Consider the following 25,495-nt stretch of genomic DNA (forward strand, 5'->3'; position numbering starts at 1 on the left):
GCATGATTTGAATGGCAAAGGCCGTCCGGAACAACCGGGCGGCCTTTGCATTGTCCCCGAAACAATGCGCGGGGAAGTCTCATGCCAATCACCACCATCGTCATCATTGTCCTGATCCTTATCCTAATCGGCGCGGTGCCGGCCTGGCCGCATTCGCGCTCCTGGGGTTATGGACCGTCGGGCATTCTTGGCGTGGTGCTGGTGGTGGTTCTGGTGTTGTTGCTGATGGGGCGGCTCTGAACCGCCTTCGATGTGGGTGGACGGGGCCGGCATGGCCCGCCGACGTGGCTCAGGCAGCTTTCGACGAGCCCTTCACAGTGGCGATGCCGATGTCCTCGAGGGCCTGGGCGACCGCCTGATCCAGCGGCGTGTGCGGGATTTCGCCGATGATGCCTTCCAGCCGCGTCGAGGCCAGTTGGTGCGGTTCGAAGCGCAGATAGGACATCGAGACGATCTCGCGCCACATCGCCACGAACGGGCTACCGGCACGCAGCACCCACCAGGGCATCGAGGTCATCTTCAGGCGACGGCCGAGCGCCTTTTCGGCAGCGGCCTTGATCTGCAGATCGGTGATGGCGTGACCCGGAAAATTCAGCGCCTCATAGGAGCCGAGCTTGTCGAGATTCCTGGCCAACGCGACAAAGCCTACGGCGAAGTCCGGCAAATAAGCCCATTCATGCACGAGGTCGACTGGGCCGGGCGCCGTGTAGATGCCCTTGCCCATCTTCTCGGCGACGACCAGGTCGAACCATGAGCCGCTGCCGGTGCCGCCGAAGAAGTCGCCGGCGCGCAGAAGAATGGTGCGCACCCGGCCTGCGTCGGCCTCGCTGCGAAACAAGTCTTCCATGGCGCAGCGGATGCGGCCTTTTTCCGTCGTCGGATGGAACGGCGTGTCTTCCGTGATCACCGCCGGCATCGGCGAGCCGTAATTGTAGACGGTACCGGGGAACAGATGCAGCGTGCCGTTGGCACGGCAGGCGGCCATGACATTCTCAGCCATCGGCAGGCATTTGCCCCAGTCGGTGTAGATCGGGTTGAGGCCGTTGAAGATGATATCGACACCTTCGGTGGCGCGGATCAGCGACTGACGGTCCAGCGCATCGCCGGCAACCGCCGTGGCGCCTTCGAGTTCGGCCGGCACCTTGCCGCTGCGGGTGATGGCGCGGACGTCGAAGCCGGCGTCGATGAAGGCTTTGGCAACGACGCGGCCGAGGCGGCCATTGGCGCCGAGAATTGCGATCTTGGTCATTTGAGTTCTCCTGGTTGAAATCCGTTTCGGTGTTTGCAGGGCGAATATGATTGCCTCATCGATGAATTGAAATTGACCATGGATGCAGTTTTGATATTCATTATTGAATGGAAGACATTGATTGGAACCTGATCAAGAGCTTCGTCACCGTGGCGGAAACCGGCAGCCTGTCGGCCGCCGCGCGAAAACTGTCGGCCAGCCAGCCGACGCTTGGCCGTCACATCGGGGAGTTGGAACAGGCGCTCGGCGTCACACTGTTTAGGCGTGGGCGGAGCGGCTATGCGCTGACCGAAGCCGGCGCCACGCTGTTTGAGCGCGGCAAGGCGGTCAGCGAACAGGCGAGTGCGTTTTCACGGCTGGCGCTTGGTTCGGTCGAGGCAATCGAAGGCACGGTGCGCATTGCCGCCAGCGAAGTGGTGGCGGCCTATGTGCTACCCGACATGATGGCGCGGCTCGGCATTGAGGAGCCCGGCGTCGAGGTCGAGATCGTTGCCTCGAACCAGGTCGAGAACCTGCTGCGCCGGGACGCCGACATCGCCATCCGCAAGGTCAAGCCGGCACAGAACGAACTGGTGGCGCGCAAGGTCTGCGATATCCCGCTCTGCGCCTGTGCGGCCATTTCCTATCTCGAGAGGCGCGGCCGCCCGCTCGGGCCGGCCGACCTCGTTGACCACGCCCTGATCGGCTTCGACCGCAGCGACGAGATGATCAGGGGCTTTGTTCAGCATGGCATCCCTGTCACCCGCGGCAGTTTCCGCTTCAGGGCCGACAACCAGATCGTCCTGTGGGAGGCGGTGCGGGCGGGAAACGGCATCGGCCTTGGCCAGGAGCCGCTGGCCGATCGCGATCCGCTGGTGGAGAAGGTTCTGCCTGGCCTGCCGCTGCCAAACCTGCCGGTGTGGCTGGCCATGCATCGCGATGTGCGCAGCAGCGTGCGCATCCGCCGTGTGGCGGATTTTCTCCACGAGGAGCTGAAACGCTATTCGGCGGGGGCGGCGGCGAATTCGGCGCGGTGAGCGAGGCCCGCCATCAGCAAGACGACGATCAGCAGCACCGACATGGCGATGAAGATCGGCCCGAAGCTGGAATGTTCGGCGACGAAGCCGATCGCCGACGGCGCCACCAGAATGCCGGAATAGCCCATGGTGGTGACGACGCTCATGCCGGTGCCCGACGACATGCCTTCCTGGTTGCCGCCGGCCGAAAAGAGGATCGGCACCATGTTGGCGATGCCGAAGCCGCAAAGCGCAAAGGCCGCGATGGCAAGCCAGGGCGACGGCGACAGGCCGGCGACCAGCATGCCGGCGGCGGCGACAACGGCCGAGCCGCGCAGCGTCGTCACAGCGCCAAAACGGTTGCGCACGCCGTCGCCGAAGAAGCGCATGATCGCCATGACGCCTGAAAACGCGGCATAGGCAAGTCCGGCGACGGCGAGGTCGGCGCCAAGTTCCTGCCTGAGATACAGTGCCGCCCAGTCGAGCACCGCGCCTTCGGAGACCATCGTCAGCAGCGCCATCAGGCCGATCAGGTAGACCAGCGGGTTTGCCGGCAGCGTGAATTTATGATGCTCGGCCGCCTGCGGCCTGTCCTCGGCGACGAGATACCCGACCGCCATCACGATCGCCGCGAAGGCAAGCACCGTCACGACCGCGGCATGGGCGAGGTGGCCGTAGTGCTGGATGGCGAAGCCGCCAAGCGCGCCGCCGGCGAAGCCGCCGAGACTCCAGAAGCCATGCGAGGACGACATGATCGCGCGGGACAATTTTCGCTCGACCACCACTGCATTGGCATTCATGGCGACATCCATGCCGCCGATCGAACCGCCGAAGATGAACATGGCGATGGCCGCCAGCGGTACGTTGGGCGCTAGCGCCACCACAAGCAGGCCGAGACTGCCGCAAAGGCCGAACCAGCGCAGCACGGTGCGCGAGCCGTGCTTCGAGATCAGGTGGCCGCACCAGGTCATGGCGGTGACCGCGCCGGCGCCGAACAAAAGGATCAGCAGGCCAAGGGTGAATTTCGTAATGTCGAGCCGGGTCAGGAACACCGGGATTTGCGGCGCCCAGCTGCCGGTCAGGAAGCCATTGGCAAGGAAAATGGCCGCCACGGCCCATCGCCCGCGAATGGCAGTCTGCATGGCGCTTTGCGCGTTCATAAGGCGAATCCGGTCAGAAAATGGCTTTGCGCGGCAAATTAGATCGATTCAATTTGTAGTCAAGAACCGGGATCGAGGAAGTGCTTGGACCAAAGAGGAAATGGGACAAGCATCGTTCTTGACGGACTTAACTGCGTTGGAGATTAGCGGAAACGCCCTCCCTTCGTCATCCACGGGCGGAGCAAGGAGCGTAGCGACGCGGCGCAGACCCGAGGATCCATGCCGCGACTTGCGTGCGCTGCTTCGGTGCAGAACCAGCTCCGGTGAGCGCGACCCTCATTCTGAGCCGCTGTGCTCTTGGCGAGCGTCGCTGCATGGATCCTAGGGTTTCCGCGACGTCGCTTCGCGACTGCTCCACCCTAGGATGACGAAGCTGCGGAAACCTGGCCCATCCGAGACGCCGGACGAGCGTGGCTGGAGACCGCTCGCCCTATCAAAGTGGCTAATGGTCCTTCGGACGCCTGGCCTCGAATTCGGCCTTCTTGGCATCGGAGGCTTCCGTCTGGTTGAGCGCCTGCCATTCAGCATAGGGCATGCCGTAGACGATCTCACGCGACTGGTCCTTGGAAAGATCGACGCCCTCGGCATTGGCCGCTTCGCGATACCAGTTCGACAGGCAGTTGCGGCAGAAGCCGGCGAGGTTCATCAGGTCGATGTTCTGCACGTCGTTGCGTTCTCTGAGATGCTCGACCAGCCGGCGAAAGGCGGCGGCTTCGAAGTCGCGCTTCTGCTCGTCGCTGAGTTCAGTCATCGAAACCTCCGTCATAACGGCCCGGTGCGCGAGCCGAACATCTTTACGACATGTATATCGGGATGGCGGTCGATCGCGTCAACGATCGGCGCCAGACGCTCGGCCCAGGCGACCGCACCCTTCTGGTCCGCTATCAGGTCCTGGCGGATCTCGATCAGTGCGTGGGCATAGCCATTGACGATGGCGTGTTTGAACATGGTGTCGCCGCGCAGTGCGCCGTCATAGGGCTCATTGTCGCCGACGACGAGGTCTTTGTCCTCGGCCAGCATATCGATCAGCGGCCGCGCCACCCGATCGTCCAGATCCCAGAGAATGCCGACATGCCAGGGACGCTGCCTGCCCTGCATGACCGGCGTGAAGGAATGCACTGAGAAGATGAAGGGCGCCTGGCCGGAAGCCTGCGCGACCGAAGCGATCATGGCGCCGACGGCGTCGTGGTAGGGCCGGTAGAAGCGGTCGAGCCGCCTTTCGCGTTCCTCCGGCGCCATGGGATAGTTTCCCGGCACGACGGTGCCGTCATAGAGCTGGCGAATGAGTGTCGGATCGTCCTCGCCGCGATTGGGGTCGATCAACAGCCGCGAAAAATTGGCGATCAGCGCCGGCACGCCGAGCGAGGCGGCGAGTTCGCGTGTCACCGCCTCGACGCCGATATCATAAGCGATGTGGCGGTCGAACTCCGCCGCAGGCAGGCCGAGGCTGCCATAGTCGTCGGGCAGGTCGCGGCGGGCATGATCGCCCAGAAGCACGATGCCCCGCTTGCGGTCGCCCTCGACAATGTCGAAAGGCGCGAAAACTGTGGATCGGGTCATTGGCGGGAAATGGTCTGTTCGCTGGCTTCCGGGGAGGGTGCTATCGTCATTCCACGAAGACGACGCGTGTGCAATGCCGTTGTTTGGCCAAGGTTTCCCGGGAAATCTGGCGCAGGGCGACGGATAGTGCGCCGGGAGCCTTCCTAAATCGATTGGAATTGATCAAAACGGCGCGTTGACATGCGCCCGGACTTTTCCGAAAAGGGGCGCAGAGAGATGCTGATGTGGTTCTTGAGGGGTTTTGGGATGGGTTCCGCCGGCAGGCAGCGCATGCGCTCTGCTTGTGCCATGCCGTTCCTGATCCTGACCGTTGGCGTTTCGGCGATGGTCACGGCCTCGCCGGCGCGCGCCGATTTCCGCGTCTGCAACGCCACGCAGAACCTGGTCGGTGTCGGCATCGGCTATCGCGCCAAGGCCGGCTGGATCACCGAGGGCTGGTGGCACATCGAAGGATCGAGCTGCAAGACGTTGATCGAAGGGCCGCTGTCATCAAGGTTTTACTATCTTTATGCAGAAGACGCTGAGCGCGGTGGACGCTGGGACGGCCCGATCAACATGTGCGTGGCTGAAAAAGAGTTCAAGATCGCCGGCGTAAACGACTGCGTCGCCCGGGGCTTTCAGCGCGCCGGATTTCAGGAATATGACACGGGCGAACAGGCAAGCTGGATGGTCCAGCTGACCGATGAGCCCGCAACGGGAGGCGCTCCAGCCGCCGCCCCGGGAACCAACAGTCAATGAGACGCAGCCGCAAGGTCAAGATCCTAGCCACAATCGGTCCGGCCTCCTCCTCCGAGGAGATGCTGAAGAAATTGTTCGAGGCGGGCGCCGATGTGTTCCGCATCAATATGAGCCATACCGACCACGAGCTGATGCGCACGCTGGTCGGCCGCATCCGTTCGGTCGAGGAAAAGGTTGGCCGGCCGATCGGCATCCTCGCCGATCTGCAGGGTCCCAAGCTGCGCGTCGGCAAGTTCGCCAATGGCAAGGAAGTGCTGACGCAGGGCCAGACCTTCACGCTCGACGACAATCCCGAGCCCGGCACGTCGACCAGGGTCTATCTGCCGCATCCGGAGATCCTGAGCTCGGTCGAGGCCGGTCACCGTCTTTTGATCGATGACGGCAAGCTCGAGCTGAAGGCAGTCAAGAGCGACGGCAAGTCGATCGTCTGCACGGTTGTCGCCGGCACGACGATTTCCGACAAGAAGGGCGTCAGCCTGCCCGATACCGACCTGCCGGTCGGCGCGCTGACCGAGAAGGACCGCAAGGACCTCGACGCGGTGCTCGCCACGGGCGTCGACTGGGTCGCGCTGTCCTTCGTGCAGCGGCCGGAAGATCTGGCCGAGGCGCGCAAGATCGCGCGCGGCCGAGCGCTGATCATGGCCAAGATCGAAAAGCCGCAGGCCGTTGCCCGGCTGGCCGAGATCATCGAACTGTCCGACGCGCTGATGGTCGCCCGCGGCGATCTCGGTGTCGAAATGCCGCTCGAAGCCGTGCCCGGCATCCAGAAGCAGATCACGCGCGCCGCGCGCCGCGCCGGCAAGCCGGTGGTGGTCGCCACGCAGATGCTGGAATCGATGATCACCGCACCGGTGCCGACCCGCGCCGAAGTCTCCGACGTCTCAATCGCCGTCTTCGAGGGCGCCGACGCCATCATGCTGTCGGCGGAATCGGCTGCCGGCGCCTATCCGGTCGAGGCCGTGGCGATGATGGACCGCATCGCCGCCAAGGTCGAAACCGACCCGACCTATGCCGGCATCATCAACGCCCAGCGCTCCGAGCCGGAAGCGACCGGCGCCGACGCCATTTCGCTGGCCGCCCGCGAGATCGCCGAAACGCTGAGGCTGGCGGCGATCATCACCTACACGGCGTCCGGCACCACTGGCCTGCGCGCCGCGCGCGAACGGCCGCAAGTGCCGATCATCGCGCTGTCGCCGATCCTCAACACCGCGCGGCGGCTGTCGCTTTTGTGGGGCACGCATTGCGTCGTCTCGCCCGATGCCAGCGACCTCGACGACATGGTCAACCGCGCGTGCCGCATCGCGCTGGAAGAAGGCTTCGGCAAGCCGGGCGACCGCGTCATCATCACGGCCGGTGTGCCGCTGAGGACACCCGGCTCGACCAACATGCTGCGCATCGCCTATGTCGGCTCTGAAGCGCAGGGCAGCCGGTAAGCTGTTGTTTTCCTGACCGAAGCGTGTCGCACGGTTTCGTGCGCATCTCGCTGTGGCCATAATGCAACAAAGGCTCGGACAATGATCCCAGCCTTTGTCTCGACACAGGGTCGCCCTGATCGCCTCTACAAGACACCGGTGACGCGGCATCAATGGCCGCCTTCCTTCCTGTCGGCATTTCCCATCGTTTGAAAGTATTGAATGTCATTTTTCGTTTCACGCCGGTCGCTTCTGACCGGGCTGTCGCTTGTTGGCGTTTCGGCGATTTCGGCCTGTGCCCAAATGCCCAGACAGTCGATCAGCGTGGCCGCTCCGTTGAATCCGGCACCGCTCGAGCCGGTGCCAGAAAGGGCGCCCATTGAAGATGCCGCACCCGAAACCACGGCGTCGCCGGACTATGCGAGCATGTACAGCGCGGTCGAAGATGGCGGCCATGCGCTGCCGGCGATCCCCTTCAGCAAGGTCGACGAGCGGTTCCTGTGGCAGATCGTCGACGATCCAACTGGCGAAAAACCCGGCACGATCGTGGTCAACACGACCGATAAACACCTTTACTGGGTGCTCGAGGACGGCAAGGCGTTGGTCTCGGGCGCCAGGGTTATTCCTGGAAGGGCCGGGCGATCGTCCAGTGGAAACGCAAATGGCCGACCTGGACACCGCCTTCGGCAATGATCCGCAGGGATCCGAAGCTGGAGAAATGGCGCCAGGGCATGCAGCCAAGCATCAGCAACCCGCTCGGGTCGCGCGCGCTGTACATCTTCAAGGACGGCGTCGATACGCTCTACCGAATCCATGGATCGCCGGACTGGAAGTCCATCGGCAAATCAGCTTCGTCAGGCTGCGTGCGCATGTTCAATCAGGACGTCATGGACCTCTACGATCGCGTTCCCGGCAAGACACCGCTGCTGGTCATCTAGTGTATGGTGCCGCGTCGCGGATTGCGGCCCGAAGGGCTTCAAGCCGTAGCGATCCTGAGCGCTCTTGCCGCCGCTTCAGCGTGGTCTTTTTGCTGAAGAAACCGGCGTGCACGTAGAACTGCGCCATAGAGGTACTGATCCGGGCCTAGCATCTTTCGCCGATTCAATTCCGTTGTGTCGAGCAAGTCGAAATCGACCTTCTCGATCGTGCAGTGCCAACCGGCACTGTGAGAGGCCCAGCCCCTCCGATGATGATCCAGGAGCCGCTCGCGGCTGGAGTATCCGTGGTAGTCGAAGGCGATCCTGCCGTTCGTCACATAGACATGGTTTCCCGAAAAGGTTCCGTCCGGGATGATCCGTTCCGCGTAGAAATCTTCAAGCGGGGGGTGCTTGAGGAAAACACCTGCAAGAATGTGGAATGCGCCGTAACCGAAAAAGATGCGATCCGGCAACGCCCAGCGCCTCTCCGGATTTCTCTTTATGCCGTGCTTGAGGACATACATGTCAGGTCGGCGCGAGTTCGGCCTGTGGCTCTTTGATGTCGGCGCATATGCCGACGCCATAGGTGTCGCCGGCAATCCGCGCTTCCACTGCCCTGGCCATCGCCTCCAGATCGACATCCTTGCCGGCGACCTTCTCGATGGCACCGACGACGAGGTCGGCGGCGATCCAGTCCGGCTTGTGGCCGAGATTGTGCACCCAGACGAGTTCGGCGCCTGCTATGTCGCGCACCAGGCCAACGGAATGGATATGCGCGTAGACGACCTTGTCGCGGTCGCCGGAGATGACCACGGTCGGCGCCGTGATCTGGTTGTAGTGCGGTGCGGCGCCAAGCGCATAGGCATAGAGCCCGGCAACGTCGGTGGCGTTGGCGCGAAAGGCCGGCGGCCGCAGCACCAGCGGGATCGAGGCTGTGTTGAGATAATTGTCCGGCACCTTGTTGGGCGAGAACACGCAGGTTGTGGCATCGGCCATCTGCAGCGTTCCGGCCGGGTAGGTCAGTGTCTCGGAAAACAGCCGGCCGATCACCGGAATGGTGGTCAGGTCGTAGTACCAGGACGTCGCGCCGCCCGGCCAGGGATGGGTCGCAGGCGACAGGAAGACGAGACCGAGCGTCTTGTCGGCATGCTCGCGGCCGAAAGCCGCCGTCACCACGCCACCGAAGGAATGACCGACGATGATTGCCTTCTTGATGCCGAGACGGTCCATCAGGGCGGCGATGGTTTTGGCTTGCGCCGACGGGTTTTCATTGTTGCCAGGCCCGCGCCCCGACCAGCCAAAGCCCGGCCGGTCGAAGAACAGCATTTCGGCGCGGCCTTCGAGCAGTGGTCGCAGCGGCAGCATCTGATCCCGGAGGTTGGCGCTGGCGCCATGGATGAAGACGATCGGCGGCAGGTCCGCATTGGCCGGTGCGGGAATGTGGACATAGTGGATGCGGGCGCCGCCGATGTCGGCGAATTCACCGATCGGCTGATAGCGGCGCTCGATCAACCACGAGCCGACGCGGGTGACGCCGACCAGGGTAAAGACAAGTGCGAGAAGGAAGGCGAGCGCGGCGTAGATCAGGTTCATGCGGGGAGATACGGGGGTGGGACGGGATAAGTTGTGGGGGATGGGCAGTAGGGCAGTAGGGCAGTAGGGCAGTAGGGCAGTAGGGCAGTAGGGCAGTAGGGCAGTAGGGCAGTAGGGGTGTGTTCCTCAATACCCTACTGCCTTACTGCCCTATTCCCTTACTCCCTTCAGGACATCAAATGCCTTCGCCGGCAAGCTCTTCCGACAGCGTGGCGACCTGGTCCTGGGCGCTGCGCATCATGGGATAGATGGCCAGCACCTTCTGCCAGGCTTCGAGCGCCGACTGCTTGTGGCCGGTCAGTGCCATGATCTGCGCCAGACCCGACAGCGCACCGAAATGGCGCGGCTCGAGTTGCAGCGTGCGGTCGATATCGGACATCGACTTACCGTAGTTTTTCATCATGAAATGCACGGTGGCGCGACGGTTCCAGCCCTCGGCGTAGCCTGGCTGCAAGGTCACCACCTGGTCGAGGAAATCGAGCGCGACGTCGAATTTCTGGTTGTCCATCGCCTTTTGCGACCACAGCATCATCAGGTCGATCGAGGCGCTGCCGGACTGGAACCATTCGCTCCAGATGTTGCCGGCAATGCGTTCGGCGGCCTTTTCGTTGCGTTCGCGCTTGAGGTCGGAGAACAGCTTGTCGAGCCGGGCCTGTTTGGTCATCGGCGCGGTTGGAGCATCCGGGGTGGCCGGTGCTGCCGGCTGATCGTCCGCGGCTCTGGCCGGCAAGCTTATGGCGCCGGAAACAAGCAGAGCTGTCAAAAATGCAAAAAGAATCCGCATCGCCCGATCCTAGTCCCGGGCGGCGGAACAGCAAAGTGATTTTAGCGTGAGAGGGTCGGCAGGCCGACAAACATCAATGGGCGGAGGCAAAAAGCCTCCGGCCGAAAGCTCAGCCCTGGCGCGCCTTGTAACGCGGGGCGGTCTTGTTGATGATGTAAACGCGGCCCTTGCGGCGAACCAGCTGGTTGTCGCGATGACGCGCCTTCAGCGCCTTAAGCGAATTCTTGATCTTCATGGTCTTGCCTGTCGGTGTGGACCCGGTCCCGGGTCGAAATTTTAAGGCGCGCCAGAAGACGCGCCTTTTCAACGGTGGGTGGCTCATAAACGAGGAGCCTTGTCCCTGTCAACCGCAAGCGTGCTCCACACCCCCATATCATCAAATATCCGCCATGTCGGTCGTGCGGCATTGCGCGGCCATGGGCCGGCTGGGATGATGCCGTGTATTTCAAGTGATTTGGGGACGACGATGCGCCGAATATTGCTGTCTGCTTGCCTCGTCCTGCTTGCGGGAGCGTCGGTTGCCCGCGCGCAGGAATGCGACCGCTCCGACGACAGCCAGCAGATGATGAGCATCTGTGCCGGCGAGGACTATCAGGCCGCCGACGCCAAGCTCAATGCGGCCTATCAGAACCTGATCAGTTCCGACGATGCCGATGCCAAGAGATTGCTGCAGGCGGCACAGCGCGCCTGGATCGCCTTTCGCGACGCCGAATGCGCGCACAACACGGCCGCCAGCGCAGGCGGCTCCATCCACGCGATGGAGGTTTCGCAATGCCTGACCAGGCTTACCAATGAGCGCATCAGGCAGCTCGCCGCGTCAGCCAATTGCGAGGCAGGCGATGCGAGCTGCGGCAATTCCGACGAGGACAGCGACGAGGTGCAATAGGCTCTTGTCGGCGGATTAAGTGCGCGGGCTGATGCGGGTGAAATGGCCCATCTTGCGGCCAGACCGCGCCTCGGCCTTGCCGTAGAGATGCAGCATCAGATCGGGCTCAGTGAGCAGGGCCGGCACGCGCAACACGTCGTCGCCGATCAGGTTTTCCATCACGCTATCGGAGTGGCGGTCCGGGCTGCCGAGCGGCAGGCCGGCCACGGCGCGGATATGCTGCTCGAACTGCGAAACGATGCAGGCGGCTTCGGTCCAGTGGCCGGAATTGTGGACGCGAGGCGCAATCTCATTGGCCAGCAGCGAACCGTCGGCCAGCACGAAGAACTCGACACCGATGACGCCGACATAGTCGAGCGCCGACAGGATTCTTGATGCCGCTGCGCGCGCCGCGTCCGCCGTTTCAGGCTTGATGGCGGCCGGCAAGGTCGAGGTGTGGAGAATGCCATTGCGATGGACATTCTCGGCCGGATCATAGGCGGCGACCGAGCCATCTTGCCCCCGTGCCGCGATCACGGATATTTCGCGCTCGAAAGGCACGAAGCTTTCCAGGATCAGCGGCACATTGCCCATTGCCTCGCAGGTGCCTGCAAAGCCGCCGGCTTCCATGTTGCGGAAGACGCGCTGGCCCTTGCCGTCATAGCCCATGCGCCGCGTCTTCAGGATGCCGCTGCCGCCGAATGCCTTCAGCGCTGCCGTCAGCTCTTCGTCGGTGTCGACCGCACGGAAATCCGCGGTGGCGATGCCGATGCCGTTGAGGAAGGTCTTTTCGCTCACCCGGTCCTGCGCCACGTCAAGCGCGCGCGCCGGCGGATAGACCGGCACCTTGGCGGCAAGCGAAATGGCGGCTGAGACGGGCACGTTCTCGAACTCGTAGGTGATGACGGCACTTGCTGCCGCGAGCTCGGCAAGGGCGGCGGGATCGTCATAGGCGGCCGTTATCTGCCGGTTGGCGACCTGCGCCGCCGGGCAATCCGGCTGCGGCTCCAGCACGATGGTGCGGTAGCCGAGGCGGGCGGCAGCCATCGCCAGCATGCGGCCGAGCTGGCCGCCGCCAATGATGCCGATGGTCGATCCGGCGGGCAGGCTCACGGCGTATCCGTCGGTTCAGTGGCAACCTTGGCGGTCTGCGCGGCACGCCAGGCGTCGAGGCGCTGGGCAAGCTTGTCGTCGTTCAGCGCCAGCACTGCGGCAGCCAGCAAGGCAGCATTGGCCGCACCCGCCTTGCCGATGGCCAGTGTGCCGACCGGGATGCCGGCCGGCATCTGGACGATGGAAAGCAGCGAATCCTGTCCCGACAGCGCCTTCGATTCCACCGGCACGCCAAACACCGGCAGCGGCGTCATCGCCGCCGTCATGCCAGGCAGATGCGCCGCACCGCCGGCACCGGCGATGATGACCTTGTAGCCGGCGGCCTTGGCGCCCTTGGCGAAATCATAGAGCCGGTCGGGTGTACGGTGCGCCGAGATGATCAGCCGCTTGTGCGGGACGCCCAGCGCCTCCAGCGTTTCGGCCGCATGGCGCATCGTTGCCCAGTCAGACTGGCTGCCCATGATGATGGCGACGTCGGCGCGTTGATCGTCCAAGTTCGTGCTCCCCGGCGACAAAGGCGCGCCTTAGCGGAATTCGCGCGGGGCCGCAAGGATATGCAGCCCATCGGCGGGACCGACGGCCACAATACAGCCTAGACTGCCGCCTTGCGGAAGCGGGCGACGAAGTCGTCGAGCTCAGGCCGCTCCATGTCGGAGATCGCCCAGTAGGAGAAGGCGCCGTCGCTCCAGTGCACCATCGAGAAGCCGCCGGATGAAAGGTCGTCCGGCTGGGTGGTCTTGCCGTTCTGCTGCGGCTCGGCGACCAGCGTGATCAGGTGCTCGCGGTGGCGGTAGACCAGCGCCGGCACCGGCCGGCCTGATATCACCTCGACCCGGCCGCCGATCAGCGCGAAACCGTCCTGGGCAAGGTCGGGCGCCGGCGGCGAGACGCCGATGCGTGCATCAAGCCATGGCTTGACGGTGTGGCGATCGGACGAGACGATGTCGATCGGGCTTGCGGCAAGCAGGCTGCGGCGATGGCCGCTGGCGACCGCGGCGGCAAAGCCGTCATCGACGCCGCTCTGCATCGCCCATTGCGTCGCCCCGCTGGCCAACACCGCACTGATCATGATCGACGCCGCCATGGCGCGCCAGTCGAACGAGCCGAAGCGGCGCGCCCTTGGCTGTGCACGCGTTTGGGAGGGTCGTGTTCCGGCGTCTCGCCTCTGGCCACCACCAGGGACCGCAATCAATCCCGGCAGCGCCGACGGCGTGCCCCGCTGCGGCTCTGTCGCCCCGGCCGACTCCTGCGGCTCGGTGGTCGCCATGCCGATCGCCGCGATGCGGGCCCGAAAGGCGTCGCTGACATCGGGGCGCGGCAAGCGGCTGACCGCGCCTTGCAAGGCGACGATGCGGGCATGTTCGGCGGCAAGCTTGGGGTCGGCGGCGATGCGACGCTCGACCGCGAGTGCGGCCGCCGCATCAAGCTCGCCATCAACAAGGGCATGGATCATCAGTTTGATACCTTCGGGATCGTTGGGCAGTCCGTCGTCGTGCGTCATGACGCTCTCCCCAGTTCAGACGCCAGCAGGCCACGGGCGCGGGCCAGCCTCGACATGACCGTGCCGATCGGCACGGCAAGCATGGTCGATATTTCGCGATAGCTGAGGCCATTGATATCGCGCAGCACCAGCGTTTCGCGAAATGGCTGCGGCAGGGCAGCGATCGCTGCCTCGAGTGCCGCCGTATCGGCTCTGGCGATCAGGCTCGCCTCCGGGCCATCCTCGTCCGGCAAGCTGGTGCCATGTGCCGCCGCCATGTCGTCGAGATCGCCGAGGTCGCCGACGGCCATCATGGCGCGCGGCCGGTTGCGCGCCATCCAGGTGTAGGAGGTGTTGCGCACGATGGTCAGCAGCCAGGCGCGGGCGTTGCCGCCGGCATAGCCTGCTATGCCGGCATGCGCCTTGATGCAGGCGTCCTGCACGACATCCTCGGCATCGGCGGCATTGCCGGTCAGCCAGCGGGCAAGCGCCAACGCGTCGCCGAGATGCGGCAGCACCACCTGGTTGAAGCGTTCCGCCAGGGCCCTCTCGCTCAAAGCAGCACCATGATCCGATACTCCGGGCCGTGCCGCCTCAAGATGCGACGGCGACCTTGCCCTGCTCGCAGGGGCAAAGCCCCCGGAAACAGGCAGAGCCGCCTGCCTTGCTGAAACTGAATTCATCTGCGTCACCGGTGTCAAGCGCTACAAAGGAGAGCCTGACGACGCTCATGCTGCCCAGCGCATAGCCACGGCCGACGCCGCAGCCGTGTTCGCCGTCTTTGCAATGATGCGGCATGCCGGTCTCCTCAACGCCAATCGTGGCGTATGCTGAGGAGACTTGTCGCGGCGCCAGTTTATTCCCGCCGCGTGCCAATCCGGCTGTTCACAGTCGCGTGATCAGCCGGGGCTTTTGGAATTGTTGGTCGGTTTGGCGCTCAATCCGGCCAGCGCAACACGCCGGACGAATCCTTGCGGGCGGCCTTCATCGCATCGGCGGGACGGTCTTTCGCGGTCAATATGGCGCGCAGCCGTTCGGCGACGATCTCTGCCTCGCCGGGATGAAGATTGCAGGGGTCGAGGAAGAAATGGCCGCGCTCGATCTCGTGGTTGCGCACGATGATCGGCGGCGAGCCTGCGGCCAGCGCCGAGGTGAGGCCGGCGGCGCTGAAGCGGCTCTCGGGCGATACGAAGATCTGCAGTCGGTCAAGCGGATTGGCGGTCGGGTCGGGAATGATCTTGGCAAAGATGCCCGGCAGTCCCTGCAAAGCGTCCTTCCAGAGATTGAGCGCCGCCTCCTCGCGCCGGCGGATGCCGGCATGGTCGCGCTTTTCCCAGGCTTCGAGCGCGGCCATGGTGCCGGCGATGCTTTCCTTGCCGACCTTCATAGCGCGGGCCACGCCGCGGTTTTGCAGATAGGCTGATCGCACCAGATCCTTGCGGCCGGTGACGATCCCGCTGGTCGGCCCGCTCAGGAATTTGTGGCCGCTGTAGATGACGACGTCGGCGCCGCGCGCCAGGAACCCGCGCAGATCGTATTCGGACGCGGCATCGACGATCACCGGCACGCCCTTGGCGTGGCAGATCTCGCAGAATTCCTCCAGCGACAGCATGCCGTACTGCACCGTGTGGTGGGCAACGACATAGAGGCCGGCCGCCGTGCGATCGTTGATCGCTTCGCGCACATGATAGTCCTGCGTCACGCTGACCGTGCCGGCAGGCACCACCTTGGCGCCGGCGACGCGGACCGACTGGTCGATCGGTGCGCCGTAATTGACGATGTGGCCAAGCTGGATGACGACCTCCGACTTGAGATCGCCGGTGTCATCAGGCAGGCGCTCGATGGCGAGCAGGTTGGTCCCCGTCATCGCGCCGGCGATCGCCATGGTGATACCGCTGGCGCAGCAGGCGGTGATGAAACCGGCCTCGCCACCGGTGAGGCGCGCGACGACCGTGCTGGCGGCGCGCTGCAGGTCGTCCATCTCCACCCATTGCGAAGCCATTTCGGCCATGGCGCTGATCGCTTCGGGAACAATGATCGACGCGCCGAGCGCGGTCATGGTGCCGGAGACATTGATGATCGGGCGAAGGCCGAGCCGTTCGCGGATGGTGGTGTTGGAGCCGGCGGCGGAAGTGGTTTTCATGTGAGCAGATCCCGTGGGTGGCAGGTCAGGCGGCGATCTCGACGACCGCTTCGATTTCGACAGTGATGTTTCCAGGCAGCGAGCCGACGCCGATCGCCGAGCGGGCGTGGCCGCCAATATTAGCGAACACATCGGCGAAAAGATCGGAACAGCCGTTCACCACTTTCGGGTGGTCGCTGAAGGTCGGCGTCGCGTTGACGAAGCCGAGCAGCTTGACGACGCGCACGATGCGGCCGAGATCGCCGGCGGCGGCATGCATGACGGCCAGCAGGTTGAGCCCGGTCAGGCGGGCATGCTCATAGGCCTGCTCGATGGTGACGTCCTCGCCGACCTTGCCGGTGCAAAGCGTGCCGTCGGCGCGCAGCGGCCCCTGGCCGGACAGGAAGATCAGCCGCCCGCTCTCGGCATGGGTGACGAAGTTGGCGATAGGGGTCGGCGGCTCGGGCAGCGTCAGGCCGAGTTCGGCGAGCCGGATGTAAGGTGTCATGGAAGAAGGCTCCCTTGGATGGCTTCAGCCATCCGATGTTCAAAAAATGAGCGGCGTCGGCCGTCCAATGTCAGAAATGCGAGGCGCGGAAGCGCGCCAGGAAGGTGCGGAGGCGCTCGTTGCTGGTCTCCGCCGCGAGGATCTCCTTGGGCGGGCCGACGGCGCTGACGCCGCCATCGGCCATGAAGACGATGCGGCTCGAAGCGTCGCGGGCAAAGGCCATTTCGTGCGTCACCATCAGCATGGTCATGCCGTCCTCGGCAAGGCTGCGCACCACCGCCAGCACCTCGCCGACCAGTTCGGGGTCGAGCGCCGAGGTGATCTCGTCGAGCAAAAGGATTTTCGGCTCCATGGCCACGGCGCGTGCGATGCCGACGCGCTGCTGCTGGCCGCCGGAGAGTTCCGCCGGCAGGCTGTCGGCCTTGTGGGCGAGGCCGACGCGGCCGAGCCAGTGTTCGGCGGCCTGGCGCGCCTCGGCCTGGCTCTTTCCGCGCACCTTGGTGAGCCCGAGCATGATGTTGCCGGCCGCGGTGAGGTGCGGAAACAGGTTGAAGCTCTGGAACACCATGCCGGTCTCGGCACGCATGGCGGCCAAGTCGCGCTCGCTGCGGCGCTGACGCGTTCCGGCCTCGCGATAGCCGACCTCTTTGCCGTCGATGCGGATCGAGCCGCTGTCGTAGCTTTCGAGGAAGTTGACGCAGCGCAGCAGCGTGGTCTTGCCGCTGCCGGATGGGCCGATGACGGTCACCACCTCGCCACGCTCCACCTGAAGGCTGACGGAGCGCAGCACCTCGACGGCACCGAAGGCCTTGGAGACATCGCGCACGTCGAGCAGCGCGGGACTGGCGTTTGTGACGTCGGACATCGTGCTATTCCCGAATGAAAGAAAAACGCCGCTCGAGCCGCCGGCTGGCAAGCGAGAGCGCGTAGTTGACCGCGAAATAGATGAGCGCGCCGAGGATATAGAGCGGCATCGCCTCATAGGTGCGGCCGATGACCTGGTTGATGGCCTGCATCAGATCGGTGATGCCGAGCAGCGACACCAGCGCGCTGCCCTTGACCGCATCGGTGACGCCGTTGATCCAGGGCGGCAGGAAGCGCCTGAAGGCTTGGGGAAAGATGACGTAGGTCAACCGCTGGCGGAAGGTCAGCCCGATCGCCATCGCGGCCTCGGACTGGCCTTTCGGGATCGAGCCGACCGCACCCCTGAGATATTCGATGACCTGCGCCGTCTTGAACAGGGTCAGCGCCAGCACGGCGGCCCAGAACGACGGCAGATGAAGGCCGATGGCGGGCAGGCCGTAATAGACGAAGAACATCAAGACCAGGATCGGAATGCCGCGGATAGTGTCGGAGAAGATGCGCACCGCCCACCGCAACGGGGCGGGGCCATAGACCAGGCCGACACCCAGCACTACGCCGGCGATAAGCGACAGGGTGACGACCAGTAGCGACACCCAAAGGGTCAGGGCGAAGCCTTTGGCGAGGAAGGGCAGGGCGTAGAGGATCTGGCTCAGCATGTCAGCGCGCCGCCCTGAACCGGCGTTCGATGAGCCTGAGCGCGAAAAGCAGGATGTAGCCGGTCATGAGATACATCGCCGTCGTCACCAGATAGACCTCGACGATGCGGAAGGTGTTGAAGTTGATCCACTGGGCGCCGAAGGTGAGCTCCGGCACCGAGATGACCGAGGCGATCGAGGTGTCCTTGAACAGCGAGATGAAGGTGTTGGACAGCGCCGGCAGCGTGATGCGCAGCATGGTCGGCAGGCGCACGTGGATCAGCCTTTGCCAGGGCGTCAGGCCGATCGCCTTGCCGGCATCGAGCTGGCCGCGCGGGACGGCCTCGAGGCCCGAGCGGAACACCTCGACCAGATAGGCGCCGCTATAGACCGACAGCGTCAGGACGAACGAGGTCGGTGCGCTGTAGGCCAGGTCGACCACCGTCGGCAGGCCGTAGAAGACGAGATAGACCAGCAGGATCAGCGGCACGTTGCGGATGAATTCGACATAGGCGGCGATGATCGCCCGCACCGTGCGCCCGGCGGAGACATACCAGACCGCCAGCACCAGGCCGATGACGACACCGATGGCGATTGAGATCACGGCAAGCTCAAGGCTGAGCAGCAGGCCGCCCCAGAGCTTGTCGAAATGCCGCCAGATCAGGTTGAAATTGAGGGCATAGCCCATGCCTAAGCCTTAGCACACAGCGGACCGTCGGGAGGCGGAAGGGCGCCGGGGCGCCCTCCCGCCTGATGCAGATCAGATGGCCGGGAAGCCGGGATGGCGTGCCGGCGGCTCCTGTCCGAAATAGTCCTTGAATGCCGCGTCGTAGAGGGCGTTTTCGTGGCCGAACATGGCGATGGTGAAGGTCGCGTTGACGAAGGCCAGCCAGTCGAGGTCGCCTTGCCGGAGTGCTGCGCCGTACAGCATGCTCAGCCAGCTCTTGCCGGCGTCGAAATATTTGTCCGGGTTGCGCGAGGCGAGCCAGCGCACAGTGGACAGATCGACGGCGGCTGCGTCGACGCGCTTCGATTCCAGCGCCTGAAGCACGTTGGCCTGGGTGTCGATCTGCATGACCTGGCACTGCGGCAGCACCGAATGCACCTGTGCCTCGGCATCGACATTCTGCAGAATGGAGATGCGTGTTGCGGCGCCGCCGGCGAGCAGCTTGTCGAAGGTCTTGTTCTCGGCGGTCGGAAGGCTCAGCAGGGCAACGCCCTCGACATAGTAGGGCCGGGAGAAATTGACCAACTGCGAACGCTGGGCGCTCATCGTCATGAACTGAATGGTGATGTCGACCTTGTTGGTGGTGACGTTGGGAATGCGCTGCGCCGGGTCCTGCATGACGAACTCGACCTTGGTCGGATCGTCGAACAGACCCTTGGCCAGGATGCGTCCCATGGTGATGTCCATGCCGACCAGCTCGCCGGCATCATTCTCGAAATGCCAGGGCGCGTTGGTGCTGCCGGTGCCGACGATCAGCTTGCCGCGGTCGAGCACGGTGCGCAGCAGGCTGTCGGATGCGGCCTGGGCAGCGGCCTTCTGGGCATCGACGGTTGCCAGCACGCCGGCGGTGGCCAGTCCCGCCATTCCCAATTTCAGAAAATCACGTCTTCCGGATGTGTCGTTCACGGCGACCTCCTTTCGTGTTGTGAACCCCTATGCACAGGCAATACACGCGACGGTGATCATGAGAAGATTGTCTCTTACAAGAGACGCATGTATCCTGTACAAGACAATACTAGCACCAGGAATCGACAATGCAAGATGGCAATGCCTTGGCAGTTTCAGCCGACGAAAAGACGACGGCTTCCCGCGAGAAGGGGCTCAACCGGGTGCTCGAGATCCTGGATTTCCTGCACACGACGCAGCGGGCGATCGGCATTGGCGACCTTGCCAAGGGGGTGAACGCTCCCCGCTCGACGACCTACACATTGGTACGATCACTGGTCGACGCAGGCCTGCTGGAGATGGAAGGCGACGGCAACCGCGTCTATTTCGGCAAGAAGCTCTATCTCTACGGAATGGATTATGTGCGCGGCAACGATTTGCTGCGGCGCGGGCGCCAGGAGGTCGACAATCTGTCGCGCGAGACCGGCGAGACGTCGGAATTGTGCATGCTGCAGAGCGGCCGCTACACCATCGTCCACGCAAGCCCGGGCACCAGGCCGTTCCGCATCAGCTCCGCCACCGGTCTGCAGATACCGCTGCCCTGGACCGCATCGGGCCGGCTGCTGCTGGCGGGACTTGAGAAGGCCGAGATCGAAGCCATGGTGTCGGAAGACGATCTCGTGCTGCCCGATGGCCGCAAGCTGCGGCTCGACGATTTTATCGCCGACATCGCCAAGGCGCGGGTTACCGGCTACTGCGTGACCTCAGGCCTGGTCGATGCCTATACGAAATGCCTTGCCGTGCCGGTCTTTTCAGCGCCGGGCAAGGTTGAGGCGACGATGTGCCTGGTGGTTCCGATCGACACGTCCGATGAGCGGACCGGCAGCCTCATCGGCCTGCTGCGCGACCGCGCCGGCAGGCTTTCGATCGGCGGATAGCGAAACGTGACGTCGAGCGCGCGGCGCCCGCGGTTCAGGCGATAATGTCGGGGATGATCTTGTCTTCCAGGGTCATCAGCCGGTCCTTGAGCGCCAGCTTTTTCTTTTTCATGCGCTGAATCTGCAGGGGATCGCAGTTCGTGGCGATCATCGCGTTGATCGCGGCGTCGAAATCGGCGTGTTCCTGCTTCAGCCGGGAAAATTCGAGGCGAATATCGGCCTTTTCCTGATCGGACATTCTCTACCGTCTGCACGTCTGCGGCGCCCAAAACTGGGCCTGATTGGGCGGGGGCGGCAATTTCTGCCACCGGCGCGCAGCCCATATCACATTTCACATTGTCGTGGAATGCTACCACGCAGCATTCGACATCGCAGTCGGAAGGTGGCAAAGTGTCATTGTGCCGTCACAGAAGCGACCTGCGGTGGACGCGCCTTGACGGCTGCAATCGAGGAAACCATGAAAGGGAGAACCAATCATGTCTCTTGCATCCCATCTTGATGAGTTGCAGCGGAAACACGGCGACATCGAACGCGAAATCGATGACGCGATGAACCACCCGTCGGTGGACGACCTCGAAATCGTGAATCTCAAGCGACGCAAGCTGGCACTCAAGGATGCGATTGAGAAACTGAAAGCGCAACCGACCACGCATTGATGCCCGACTGACATAGCCGCCCACTATTGCGGTCTTCCTTGCCGGCGGCGATCGCCGCCGGTGTGGTCGGTTTGATTTCAGCACCGAGCCATAAGCCGCAGCTAATATCCCTTCAGACCCCTGTTTTGTGCCTTGGCCATCGCCGGGCCGCGCCCTGTTTTTAGATCGCCGGCGGGGATCAATTGCGGCAGTGGCGACCTGTCGCCATTGACAAGCCATCTTTGCTCCTCCACCTCATGCCCGAACCTCAGCGCATCGGCCCTGGGAGTGCTTGTGCGTCCAAGCGGACGCACGGAGCTTCAGAGACAAAAGGCTGCCGGCATGACCGGATATTTTTCCTTTCCTTTTCCCCGCCGCACCTCGGTCGGCGTTGATGTCGGCGGCGTGGTCGTCGGCGGTGGCGCCCCGGTTGTCGTGCAGTCGATGACCAACACCGACACCGCCGATATCGACCAGACCGTCGCGCAGGTCGCGGCACTTCACCGCGCCGGTTCCGAGATCGTGCGCATCACCGTCGACCGCGACGAAAGTGCCGCCGCCGTGCCGCGTATCCACGAGCGGCTTTTGCGCCTCGGCATCAACGTGCCGCTGGTCGGGGACTTCCACTATATCGGCCACAAGCTGCTCGCCGATCATCCGGCCTGCGCCGAGGCATTGGCCAAATACCGCATCAATCCGGGCAATGTCGGCTTCAAGGACAAGAAGGATCGGCAGTTTGCGGCCATCGTCGAAATGGCGATCAAGCACGACAAACCGGTGCGCATCGGCGTCAACTGGGGCTCGCTCGACCAGGAGCTCTTGACCCGGCTGATGGACGACAACCAGGACAAGGGTTTTCCGCTGACGGCGCAGGAGGTGACGCGCGAGGCGATCGTGCAGTCGGCGATCCTGTCGGCCGAGATGGCCGAAGAGATCGGCCTTGGCCGCGAAAAGATCATCCTGTCGGCCAAGGTCAGCGGCGTGCAGGACCTGATCGCCGTCTATACCGAACTCGCGACCCGCTCAAACCATGCGCTGCATCTCGGCCTCACCGAGGCCGGCATGGGCTCGAAAGGCATCGTCGCCTCGTCCGCCGCCATGGGTATCCTATTGCAGCAAGGCATTGGCGACACCATCCGTATCTCGCTGACGCCGGAGCCGAACGGTGACCGCACGCGCGAAGTGCAGGTGTCGCAGGAATTGCTGCAGACCATGGGTTTCAGGCAGTTCGTGCCGATCGTCGCCGCTTGCCCCGGCTGCGGCCGCACCACCTCGACCGTGTTCCAGGAGCTCGCGCAGAACATCCAGGCGGATTTGCGCAAGAACATGCCGGTGTGGCGCGAAAAATACCCAGGCGTCGAGAACCTCAAGGTCGCGGTGATGGGCTGCATCGTCAACGGCCCGGGTGAGTCCAAGCATGCCGATATCGGCATTTCGCTGCCCGGCACCGGCGAGACGCCGACGGCGCCCGTCTTCGTCGACGGCAAGAAGGCGGCGACGCTGCGCGGACCGTCGATCGCGGCGGATTTCGAGAAGATGGTCGCCGACTATATCGATCAGAGGTTCGGTCGCGGCGGCAAAGCCGCGGCAGAGTAGGTCAGATGCAGCGTTTCCTCTGGGCGGCGCTGATTGTCCTGTGCAGTATGGCCTGGTCGACTTTTGCCGAGGCCGATCCGCCGCAATCGGCCAAGCAGCGGCTGATCGACAAAGTCTGTAACCTGATCCAGGCCCATGCCGACCAGAACGGCCTGCCCAGGGATTTCTTCGCAAGGCTGATCTGGAAGGAAAGCCGTTTCGACCCCAACGCCGTCAGTCCCGTCGGCGCCGAGGGCATCGCCCAGTTCATGCCGGGCACCGCGAAGATGCGCGGGCTCGAAAATTCCTTCGACATCAACCAGGCGATCCCGGCCTCGGCGAAGTATCTCGCCGAAATGAAAACCAGCTATGGCAATCTTGGCCTGGCGGCGGCTGCCTACAATGCCGGCGAGAGCCGGGTGTCGCGCTGGCTGGGCTCGGGCGGCTTCCTGCCGATGGAGACCGAGAGCTATGTCTTCGATATCATGGGCGAGCCGGTCGACAAGTTCACCGACCCCGCCTATGCCGGAAAAATCGAGCCGCTCGACGCCAAGACGGATTTTGCCGTCGCCTGCCGCAAGCTGCCGGTGATCATGTCGCAGACCGTGGCGATGGCCTCGATCAACGTCAAACCATGGGGCATCCAGGTGGCCGGCAATTTCCGCCGCAGTGCCGCGATCAGCCAGTGGCTGCGGGTGAGGAGCCGCTTTCCGGCCCTGCTCGCCGGCCATGATCCGGTGGTGAGCCGGGTGCGTACGCCGATCGGCCGGCGCGGTATCTACGCGGTCAGGATCGGGATCGACGACCGCGCCGCCGCCAATGTCATCTGCCAGAAATTGCAAAGTGTCGGCGGGGCGTGCGTGGTGGTACGCAACCGGTAGGACATGTCACCCGGAAGTGACATCGGTTTTGGAAGAACGACATGGATATGGCGACCTATTTTGAGCCCTCTTCGGTCGCCCATTCCTCGCAAGTGCGGGCCATTGTATCGCTCTCCCACATCTGCGGAATAATTCTCCCGTCAAGCTGAAGAAAAGCCCTATGGGCAACTTTGGGATCACGCGAGATACAGGCGAATCGCGCAAAGGAGTTGAGGTTCCAGTCATCTGGGTACTGCTTGACCAGGTTCTCGAACCCGGCATTGATCCTCGGCCAATAGGTGGTCGAATTCTCGAACATCTTGCGCCTCAGGGTCCAACCCATTGCGAACCAATAACCTCGCGCGTAGAAGCCGGAGCCGTCTTCAGGCTTGGTTAGCGCCACGGCGTGCTCTATCAGCTTGTTGACGTCCTCGATGCTGCCGCCCCACATCGGAGACTTGCGTGTGATGGCGGCGAAATACACTTCGTAGTAATAGGCCTCTCGAGCGGTTGCTTCGTCGAGGAGCGCATCGAACTTCGGCTCCGGCCAATTTTCTCCCGTCGCGACGTGCAGCATGGTCGCATACCAATGCGGATCCGATGACGCAAAGGCCTTGCTGGCCTCGAGCTGCCTGCGCGCTTCGGCGAGATATTTCAGGAACACCGGCCATTTGCCCGGCGCAACGGCGGAGGCGTAGTCGCTGCCTCGAACAAAGAAGGCGTGCTGGTACAGCAAAGTGGCATAGGCGATATATGCGGATTTCGACTCCGGCGCCTCATCGATCCATTTCTTTGCCTGTTGTTCAAGGCGATCGAGAGATCGCTCGCCATAGGCCGGAGACTCTCCGAGTGTGTCAAATGCAGAATAGAAGCGGCTAAGTTTCCACAATCCGCTGCCTGTCCGCGCCTTGCTGTTGCGGTATTCGTCGGCAAGCGCGTCGAGTTTCTTGAAATTGCCATCGAGAAAAGCGGATTTGACAGTATCGGTGATGCCTTCGCGATCCGCTATCTCGTCCGCGCGCCCATTCGTTAAAAAAAAGAGCGACATTACTATGAGAACCAATTGAAAAATTCGCATGGATAGTCTCCAAATCCGTCGCTGACGCTTACACATCTTGGTTGAAGCTAGAGTTAATCGGGTGTGGCAATTTTGAAAGGTTGCACGAAAACGGGTTGCTGATTGCCGTCGCGTCGTGGGATCGACAATGAGCGATCTCGAACTGCCTCGGGCTGGCGGGCAGTGGCAGGAATACGGGCTAGATGCGTCCGGGGAAGTCAGGAGTTCGATTGACCATGACCGCCAGGATCATTGTCCTCAATGGCGTCGGCAGTGCCGGCAAAAGCGCGATCGCCAGGGCGTTGCAGACAATAACCGCCGCACCGTTCCTGCATGTCCAGATGGACAGTTTTCTCGAGATGCTGCCCGATGCCTTGCAGGACCATGCCGATGGTTTCTCCTACGAAACCGTTCAACAGGACGGCAAGCCCGCGGTTGTGATCAGGGCCGGACCGGTGGGCGAAAAAACCCTGCGCGGCATGCGCCACGCCGTCGCCGCCATGGCCGGGCAAGGCAACAATCTCATCGTCGATGAGGTTCTGTGCAATGGCGAGATATCGGACTATGTCGGACTGCTATCTGCCTTCGATCTCCATCTGGTCGGCGTCATGGCGCCGCTGGAGGTCCTGGAGGCCCGCGAAGCCCGGCGAGCAGACAGGCTGCCGGGGCTGGCGCGTTGGCAATATGACCGGGTGCGCAAGGATATAAATTACGATCTCGAAGTCGACACCAGTCGGCTTACGCCGCTCGAATGCGCCCAGCGCATCCAGCAAAGGTTCCATCTATAGCGGCCGGCATCTCTTATCGCGGCGACAGCTTTCGC

At 63.3% G+C, this 25,495-nt stretch carries 32 protein-coding genes and 1 pseudogene; 11 read left to right on the forward strand and 22 right to left on the reverse strand.

From position 1 onward, the window contains the following. Positions 1 to 81 precede the first annotated feature (81 nt). Positions 82 to 240, forward strand: coding sequence for a DUF3309 family protein (locus AC0V7N_RS08345; RefSeq protein WP_172222942.1), 159 nt, complete (start codon positions 82 to 84; stop codon positions 238 to 240). Positions 241 to 289: 49 nt separating this feature from the next. On the opposite strand, the gene AC0V7N_RS08350 is transcribed toward AC0V7N_RS08345, so the two are convergent. Then, complete coding sequence (locus AC0V7N_RS08350) at positions 290 to 1,249, reverse strand: SDR family oxidoreductase (protein WP_475456381.1); 960 nt, start codon at positions 1,247 to 1,249, stop codon at positions 290 to 292. Between the two features lie 107 nt (positions 1,250 to 1,356). Here AC0V7N_RS08350 and AC0V7N_RS08355 point away from each other — a divergent pair, with 107 nt between their 5' ends. After that, positions 1,357 to 2,265: a LysR family transcriptional regulator gene (locus AC0V7N_RS08355; protein ID WP_475456383.1), complete on the forward strand. Its 909-nt coding sequence runs from the start codon at positions 1,357 to 1,359 to the stop codon at positions 2,263 to 2,265. Here the strand turns inward: AC0V7N_RS08355 and AC0V7N_RS08360 are convergent. The 3 genes from AC0V7N_RS08360 to AC0V7N_RS08370 all read right to left on the reverse strand — a co-directional run bounded on the left by AC0V7N_RS08360 (position 2,229) and on the right by AC0V7N_RS08370 (position 4,964). Further along, positions 2,229 to 3,404, reverse strand: coding sequence for an MFS transporter (locus AC0V7N_RS08360; protein WP_496627788.1), 1,176 nt, complete (start codon positions 3,402 to 3,404; stop codon positions 2,229 to 2,231). The genes AC0V7N_RS08355 and AC0V7N_RS08360 overlap by 37 nt on opposite strands. Before the next feature lie 442 nt (positions 3,405 to 3,846). Further along, complete coding sequence (locus AC0V7N_RS08365; RefSeq protein WP_475456385.1) at positions 3,847 to 4,155, reverse strand: DUF1244 domain-containing protein; 309 nt, start codon at positions 4,153 to 4,155, stop codon at positions 3,847 to 3,849. 11 nt (positions 4,156 to 4,166) lie between these two features. After that, on the reverse strand, positions 4,167 to 4,964 hold the full coding sequence (locus AC0V7N_RS08370; protein ID WP_475456387.1) for an N-formylglutamate amidohydrolase: 798 nt from the start codon (positions 4,962 to 4,964) through the stop codon (positions 4,167 to 4,169). 270 nt (positions 4,965 to 5,234) lie between these two features. On the opposite strand from AC0V7N_RS08370, the gene AC0V7N_RS08375 reads away from it, so the two are divergent. After that, a complete protein-coding gene (locus tag AC0V7N_RS08375; protein ID WP_475460245.1) occupies positions 5,235 to 5,702 on the forward strand; it encodes a DUF1036 domain-containing protein in 468 nt (155 codons plus the stop codon). After that, positions 5,699 to 7,135, forward strand: a complete 1,437-nt coding sequence (gene pyk / locus AC0V7N_RS08380; RefSeq protein WP_496627789.1) for a pyruvate kinase — start codon at positions 5,699 to 5,701, stop codon at positions 7,133 to 7,135. The genes AC0V7N_RS08375 and pyk overlap by 4 nt, the downstream gene beginning before the upstream one ends. Before the next feature lie 149 nt (positions 7,136 to 7,284). On the opposite strand, the gene AC0V7N_RS08385 is transcribed toward pyk, so the two are convergent. Continuing rightward, positions 7,285 to 7,494, reverse strand: coding sequence for a hypothetical protein (locus tag AC0V7N_RS08385; protein ID WP_475460693.1), 210 nt, complete (start codon positions 7,492 to 7,494; stop codon positions 7,285 to 7,287). On the opposite strand from AC0V7N_RS08385, the pseudogene AC0V7N_RS08390 reads away from it, so the two are divergent. After that, a pseudogene (locus tag AC0V7N_RS08390) lies at positions 7,418 to 8,052 on the forward strand (L,D-transpeptidase). The gene AC0V7N_RS08385 and the pseudogene AC0V7N_RS08390 overlap by 77 nt on opposite strands. 38 nt (positions 8,053 to 8,090) lie before the next feature. Here the strand turns inward: AC0V7N_RS08390 and AC0V7N_RS08395 are convergent. From AC0V7N_RS08395 to ykgO, 4 genes are all read right to left on the reverse strand, one after another. After that, on the reverse strand, positions 8,091 to 8,555 hold the full coding sequence (locus tag AC0V7N_RS08395) for a hypothetical protein (protein WP_475456390.1): 465 nt from the start codon (positions 8,553 to 8,555) through the stop codon (positions 8,091 to 8,093). Position 8,556: 1 nt separating this feature from the next. Further along, the gene (locus tag AC0V7N_RS08400; protein ID WP_475456392.1) at positions 8,557 to 9,624 is read right to left on the reverse strand and encodes an alpha/beta fold hydrolase; all 1,068 of its coding nucleotides are present in this window, start codon (positions 9,622 to 9,624) and stop codon (positions 8,557 to 8,559) included. A 175-nt stretch (positions 9,625 to 9,799) separates the two neighbouring features. Continuing rightward, positions 9,800 to 10,408: a tetratricopeptide repeat protein gene (locus AC0V7N_RS08405; RefSeq protein WP_475456394.1), complete on the reverse strand. Its 609-nt coding sequence runs from the start codon at positions 10,406 to 10,408 to the stop codon at positions 9,800 to 9,802. 109 nt (positions 10,409 to 10,517) lie between these two features. Then, positions 10,518 to 10,643 (reverse strand): type B 50S ribosomal protein L36, encoded by a 126-nt coding sequence (gene ykgO / locus AC0V7N_RS08410; protein ID WP_006327841.1) that lies wholly within the window; start codon positions 10,641 to 10,643, stop codon positions 10,518 to 10,520. A 231-nt stretch (positions 10,644 to 10,874) separates the two neighbouring features. Between ykgO and AC0V7N_RS08415 the strand changes: the two genes are divergently transcribed. Further along, positions 10,875 to 11,294 (forward strand): lysozyme inhibitor LprI family protein, encoded by a 420-nt coding sequence (locus tag AC0V7N_RS08415; protein WP_475456396.1) that lies wholly within the window; start codon positions 10,875 to 10,877, stop codon positions 11,292 to 11,294. A 15-nt stretch (positions 11,295 to 11,309) separates the two neighbouring features. Here the strand turns inward: AC0V7N_RS08415 and AC0V7N_RS08420 are convergent, their stop codons facing one another. The 11 genes from AC0V7N_RS08420 to AC0V7N_RS08470 form a co-directional block, all read right to left on the reverse strand. Further along, positions 11,310 to 12,386, reverse strand: a complete 1,077-nt coding sequence (locus tag AC0V7N_RS08420) for a 5-(carboxyamino)imidazole ribonucleotide synthase (protein WP_475456398.1) — start codon at positions 12,384 to 12,386, stop codon at positions 11,310 to 11,312. Then, positions 12,383 to 12,880, reverse strand: coding sequence for a 5-(carboxyamino)imidazole ribonucleotide mutase (gene purE, locus AC0V7N_RS08425; RefSeq protein ID WP_475456400.1), 498 nt, complete (start codon positions 12,878 to 12,880; stop codon positions 12,383 to 12,385). Before purE ends, AC0V7N_RS08420 begins: the two co-directional genes overlap by 4 nt. A gap of 98 nt (positions 12,881 to 12,978) precedes the next feature. Then, positions 12,979 to 13,887, reverse strand: coding sequence for an anti-sigma factor family protein (locus AC0V7N_RS08430; protein WP_475456402.1), 909 nt, complete (start codon positions 13,885 to 13,887; stop codon positions 12,979 to 12,981). After that, the gene (locus tag AC0V7N_RS08435) at positions 13,884 to 14,423 is read right to left on the reverse strand and encodes a sigma-70 family RNA polymerase sigma factor (protein ID WP_475456404.1); all 540 of its coding nucleotides are present in this window, start codon (positions 14,421 to 14,423) and stop codon (positions 13,884 to 13,886) included. Before AC0V7N_RS08435 ends, AC0V7N_RS08430 begins: the two co-directional genes overlap by 4 nt. 37 nt (positions 14,424 to 14,460) lie before the next feature. After that, positions 14,461 to 14,664, reverse strand: a complete 204-nt coding sequence (locus tag AC0V7N_RS08440; protein ID WP_475456406.1) for a hypothetical protein — start codon at positions 14,662 to 14,664, stop codon at positions 14,461 to 14,463. 139 nt (positions 14,665 to 14,803) lie between these two features. Continuing rightward, positions 14,804 to 16,009 (reverse strand): aminotransferase class V-fold PLP-dependent enzyme, encoded by a 1,206-nt coding sequence (locus tag AC0V7N_RS08445; protein ID WP_475456408.1) that lies wholly within the window; start codon positions 16,007 to 16,009, stop codon positions 14,804 to 14,806. Between the two features lie 25 nt (positions 16,010 to 16,034). Beyond that, complete coding sequence (locus AC0V7N_RS08450) at positions 16,035 to 16,496, reverse strand: RidA family protein (RefSeq protein ID WP_475456410.1); 462 nt, start codon at positions 16,494 to 16,496, stop codon at positions 16,035 to 16,037. 70 nt (positions 16,497 to 16,566) lie between these two features. Further along, positions 16,567 to 17,361, reverse strand: coding sequence for an amino acid ABC transporter ATP-binding protein (locus AC0V7N_RS08455; RefSeq protein ID WP_475456412.1), 795 nt, complete (start codon positions 17,359 to 17,361; stop codon positions 16,567 to 16,569). 4 nt (positions 17,362 to 17,365) lie between these two features. After that, positions 17,366 to 18,016, reverse strand: a complete 651-nt coding sequence (locus AC0V7N_RS08460) for an amino acid ABC transporter permease (RefSeq protein ID WP_027041938.1) — start codon at positions 18,014 to 18,016, stop codon at positions 17,366 to 17,368. 1 nt (position 18,017) lies between these two features. Continuing rightward, a complete protein-coding gene (locus tag AC0V7N_RS08465; RefSeq protein WP_475456414.1) occupies positions 18,018 to 18,683 on the reverse strand; it encodes an amino acid ABC transporter permease in 666 nt (221 codons plus the stop codon). A 72-nt stretch (positions 18,684 to 18,755) separates the two neighbouring features. Further along, positions 18,756 to 19,628, reverse strand: a complete 873-nt coding sequence (locus AC0V7N_RS08470) for a transporter substrate-binding protein (RefSeq protein ID WP_475456416.1) — start codon at positions 19,626 to 19,628, stop codon at positions 18,756 to 18,758. A 128-nt stretch (positions 19,629 to 19,756) separates the two neighbouring features. Here AC0V7N_RS08470 and AC0V7N_RS08475 point away from each other — a divergent pair, with 128 nt between their 5' ends. Further along, entirely contained in the window at positions 19,757 to 20,545 is a 789-nt protein-coding gene (locus tag AC0V7N_RS08475) for an IclR family transcriptional regulator (RefSeq protein WP_475456419.1), read from the forward strand. A 34-nt stretch (positions 20,546 to 20,579) separates the two neighbouring features. On the opposite strand, the gene AC0V7N_RS08480 is transcribed toward AC0V7N_RS08475, so the two are convergent. After that, positions 20,580 to 20,783 (reverse strand): YdcH family protein, encoded by a 204-nt coding sequence (locus tag AC0V7N_RS08480; RefSeq protein ID WP_477221778.1) that lies wholly within the window; start codon positions 20,781 to 20,783, stop codon positions 20,580 to 20,582. Between the two features lie 238 nt (positions 20,784 to 21,021). Here AC0V7N_RS08480 and AC0V7N_RS08485 point away from each other — a divergent pair, with 238 nt between their 5' ends. The 3 genes from AC0V7N_RS08485 (at position 21,022) to AC0V7N_RS08495 (ending at position 23,636) form a co-directional block, all read left to right on the forward strand. Next, positions 21,022 to 21,201 (forward strand): YdcH family protein, encoded by a 180-nt coding sequence (locus tag AC0V7N_RS08485; RefSeq protein WP_010911953.1) that lies wholly within the window; start codon positions 21,022 to 21,024, stop codon positions 21,199 to 21,201. Positions 21,202 to 21,522: 321 nt separating this feature from the next. Next, positions 21,523 to 22,776 (forward strand): flavodoxin-dependent (E)-4-hydroxy-3-methylbut-2-enyl-diphosphate synthase, encoded by a 1,254-nt coding sequence (gene ispG, locus AC0V7N_RS08490; protein WP_172223009.1) that lies wholly within the window; start codon positions 21,523 to 21,525, stop codon positions 22,774 to 22,776. Positions 22,777 to 22,781: 5 nt separating this feature from the next. Beyond that, positions 22,782 to 23,636 (forward strand): transglycosylase SLT domain-containing protein, encoded by an 855-nt coding sequence (locus AC0V7N_RS08495; protein ID WP_475456422.1) that lies wholly within the window; start codon positions 22,782 to 22,784, stop codon positions 23,634 to 23,636. Between the two features lie 55 nt (positions 23,637 to 23,691). Here the strand turns inward: AC0V7N_RS08495 and AC0V7N_RS08500 are convergent, their stop codons facing one another. Next, positions 23,692 to 24,693 carry a hypothetical protein gene (locus AC0V7N_RS08500; RefSeq protein WP_475456424.1) on the reverse strand — a complete coding sequence of 334 codons (1,002 nt, stop codon included), beginning with the start codon at positions 24,691 to 24,693 and terminating at the stop codon, positions 23,692 to 23,694. A gap of 215 nt (positions 24,694 to 24,908) precedes the next feature. Between AC0V7N_RS08500 and AC0V7N_RS08505 the strand changes: the two genes are divergently transcribed. Then, a complete protein-coding gene (locus AC0V7N_RS08505) occupies positions 24,909 to 25,460 on the forward strand; it encodes a phosphotransferase-like protein (RefSeq protein WP_475456426.1) in 552 nt (183 codons plus the stop codon). Positions 25,461 to 25,495 lie beyond the last annotated feature (35 nt).

Source organism: Mesorhizobium kamtschaticum (assembly GCF_056174585.1).

Coding starts and splice junctions, on each gene's coding strand:
- AC0V7N_RS08345 (WP_172222942.1), top strand. CDS start 82: ATGCCAATCACCACCATCGTCATCATTGTCCTGATCCTTATCCTAATC.
- AC0V7N_RS08350 (WP_475456381.1), bottom strand. CDS start 1,249: ATGACCAAGATCGCAATTCTCGGCGCCAATGGCCGCCTCGGCCGCGTC.
- AC0V7N_RS08355 (WP_475456383.1), top strand. CDS start 1,357: ATGGAAGACATTGATTGGAACCTGATCAAGAGCTTCGTCACCGTGGCG.
- AC0V7N_RS08360 (WP_496627788.1), bottom strand. CDS start 3,404: ATGAACGCGCAAAGCGCCATGCAGACTGCCATTCGCGGGCGATGGGCC.
- AC0V7N_RS08365 (WP_475456385.1), bottom strand. CDS start 4,155: ATGACTGAACTCAGCGACGAGCAGAAGCGCGACTTCGAAGCCGCCGCC.
- AC0V7N_RS08370 (WP_475456387.1), bottom strand. CDS start 4,964: ATGACCCGATCCACAGTTTTCGCGCCTTTCGACATTGTCGAGGGCGAC.
- AC0V7N_RS08375 (WP_475460245.1), top strand. CDS start 5,235: ATGCGCTCTGCTTGTGCCATGCCGTTCCTGATCCTGACCGTTGGCGTT.
- pyk (WP_496627789.1), top strand. CDS start 5,699: ATGAGACGCAGCCGCAAGGTCAAGATCCTAGCCACAATCGGTCCGGCC.
- AC0V7N_RS08385 (WP_475460693.1), bottom strand. CDS start 7,494: ATGGGCGCCCTTTCTGGCACCGGCTCGAGCGGTGCCGGATTCAACGGA.
- AC0V7N_RS08395 (WP_475456390.1), bottom strand. CDS start 8,555: ATGTATGTCCTCAAGCACGGCATAAAGAGAAATCCGGAGAGGCGCTGG.
- AC0V7N_RS08400 (WP_475456392.1), bottom strand. CDS start 9,624: ATGAACCTGATCTACGCCGCGCTCGCCTTCCTTCTCGCACTTGTCTTT.
- AC0V7N_RS08405 (WP_475456394.1), bottom strand. CDS start 10,408: ATGCGGATTCTTTTTGCATTTTTGACAGCTCTGCTTGTTTCCGGCGCC.
- ykgO (WP_006327841.1), bottom strand. CDS start 10,643: ATGAAGATCAAGAATTCGCTTAAGGCGCTGAAGGCGCGTCATCGCGAC.
- AC0V7N_RS08415 (WP_475456396.1), top strand. CDS start 10,875: ATGCGCCGAATATTGCTGTCTGCTTGCCTCGTCCTGCTTGCGGGAGCG.
- AC0V7N_RS08430 (WP_475456402.1), bottom strand. CDS start 13,887: ATGACGCACGACGACGGACTGCCCAACGATCCCGAAGGTATCAAACTG.
- AC0V7N_RS08440 (WP_475456406.1), bottom strand. CDS start 14,664: ATGCCGCATCATTGCAAAGACGGCGAACACGGCTGCGGCGTCGGCCGT.
- AC0V7N_RS08445 (WP_475456408.1), bottom strand. CDS start 16,009: ATGAAAACCACTTCCGCCGCCGGCTCCAACACCACCATCCGCGAACGG.
- AC0V7N_RS08450 (WP_475456410.1), bottom strand. CDS start 16,496: ATGACACCTTACATCCGGCTCGCCGAACTCGGCCTGACGCTGCCCGAG.
- AC0V7N_RS08455 (WP_475456412.1), bottom strand. CDS start 17,361: ATGTCCGACGTCACAAACGCCAGTCCCGCGCTGCTCGACGTGCGCGAT.
- AC0V7N_RS08460 (WP_027041938.1), bottom strand. CDS start 18,016: ATGCTGAGCCAGATCCTCTACGCCCTGCCCTTCCTCGCCAAAGGCTTC.
- AC0V7N_RS08465 (WP_475456414.1), bottom strand. CDS start 18,683: ATGGGCTATGCCCTCAATTTCAACCTGATCTGGCGGCATTTCGACAAG.
- AC0V7N_RS08475 (WP_475456419.1), top strand. CDS start 19,757: ATGCAAGATGGCAATGCCTTGGCAGTTTCAGCCGACGAAAAGACGACG.
- AC0V7N_RS08480 (WP_477221778.1), bottom strand. CDS start 20,783: ATGTCCGATCAGGAAAAGGCCGATATTCGCCTCGAATTTTCCCGGCTG.
- AC0V7N_RS08485 (WP_010911953.1), top strand. CDS start 21,022: ATGTCTCTTGCATCCCATCTTGATGAGTTGCAGCGGAAACACGGCGAC.
- ispG (WP_172223009.1), top strand. CDS start 21,523: ATGACCGGATATTTTTCCTTTCCTTTTCCCCGCCGCACCTCGGTCGGC.
- AC0V7N_RS08495 (WP_475456422.1), top strand. CDS start 22,782: ATGCAGCGTTTCCTCTGGGCGGCGCTGATTGTCCTGTGCAGTATGGCC.
- AC0V7N_RS08500 (WP_475456424.1), bottom strand. CDS start 24,693: ATGCGAATTTTTCAATTGGTTCTCATAGTAATGTCGCTCTTTTTTTTA.
- AC0V7N_RS08505 (WP_475456426.1), top strand. CDS start 24,909: ATGACCGCCAGGATCATTGTCCTCAATGGCGTCGGCAGTGCCGGCAAA.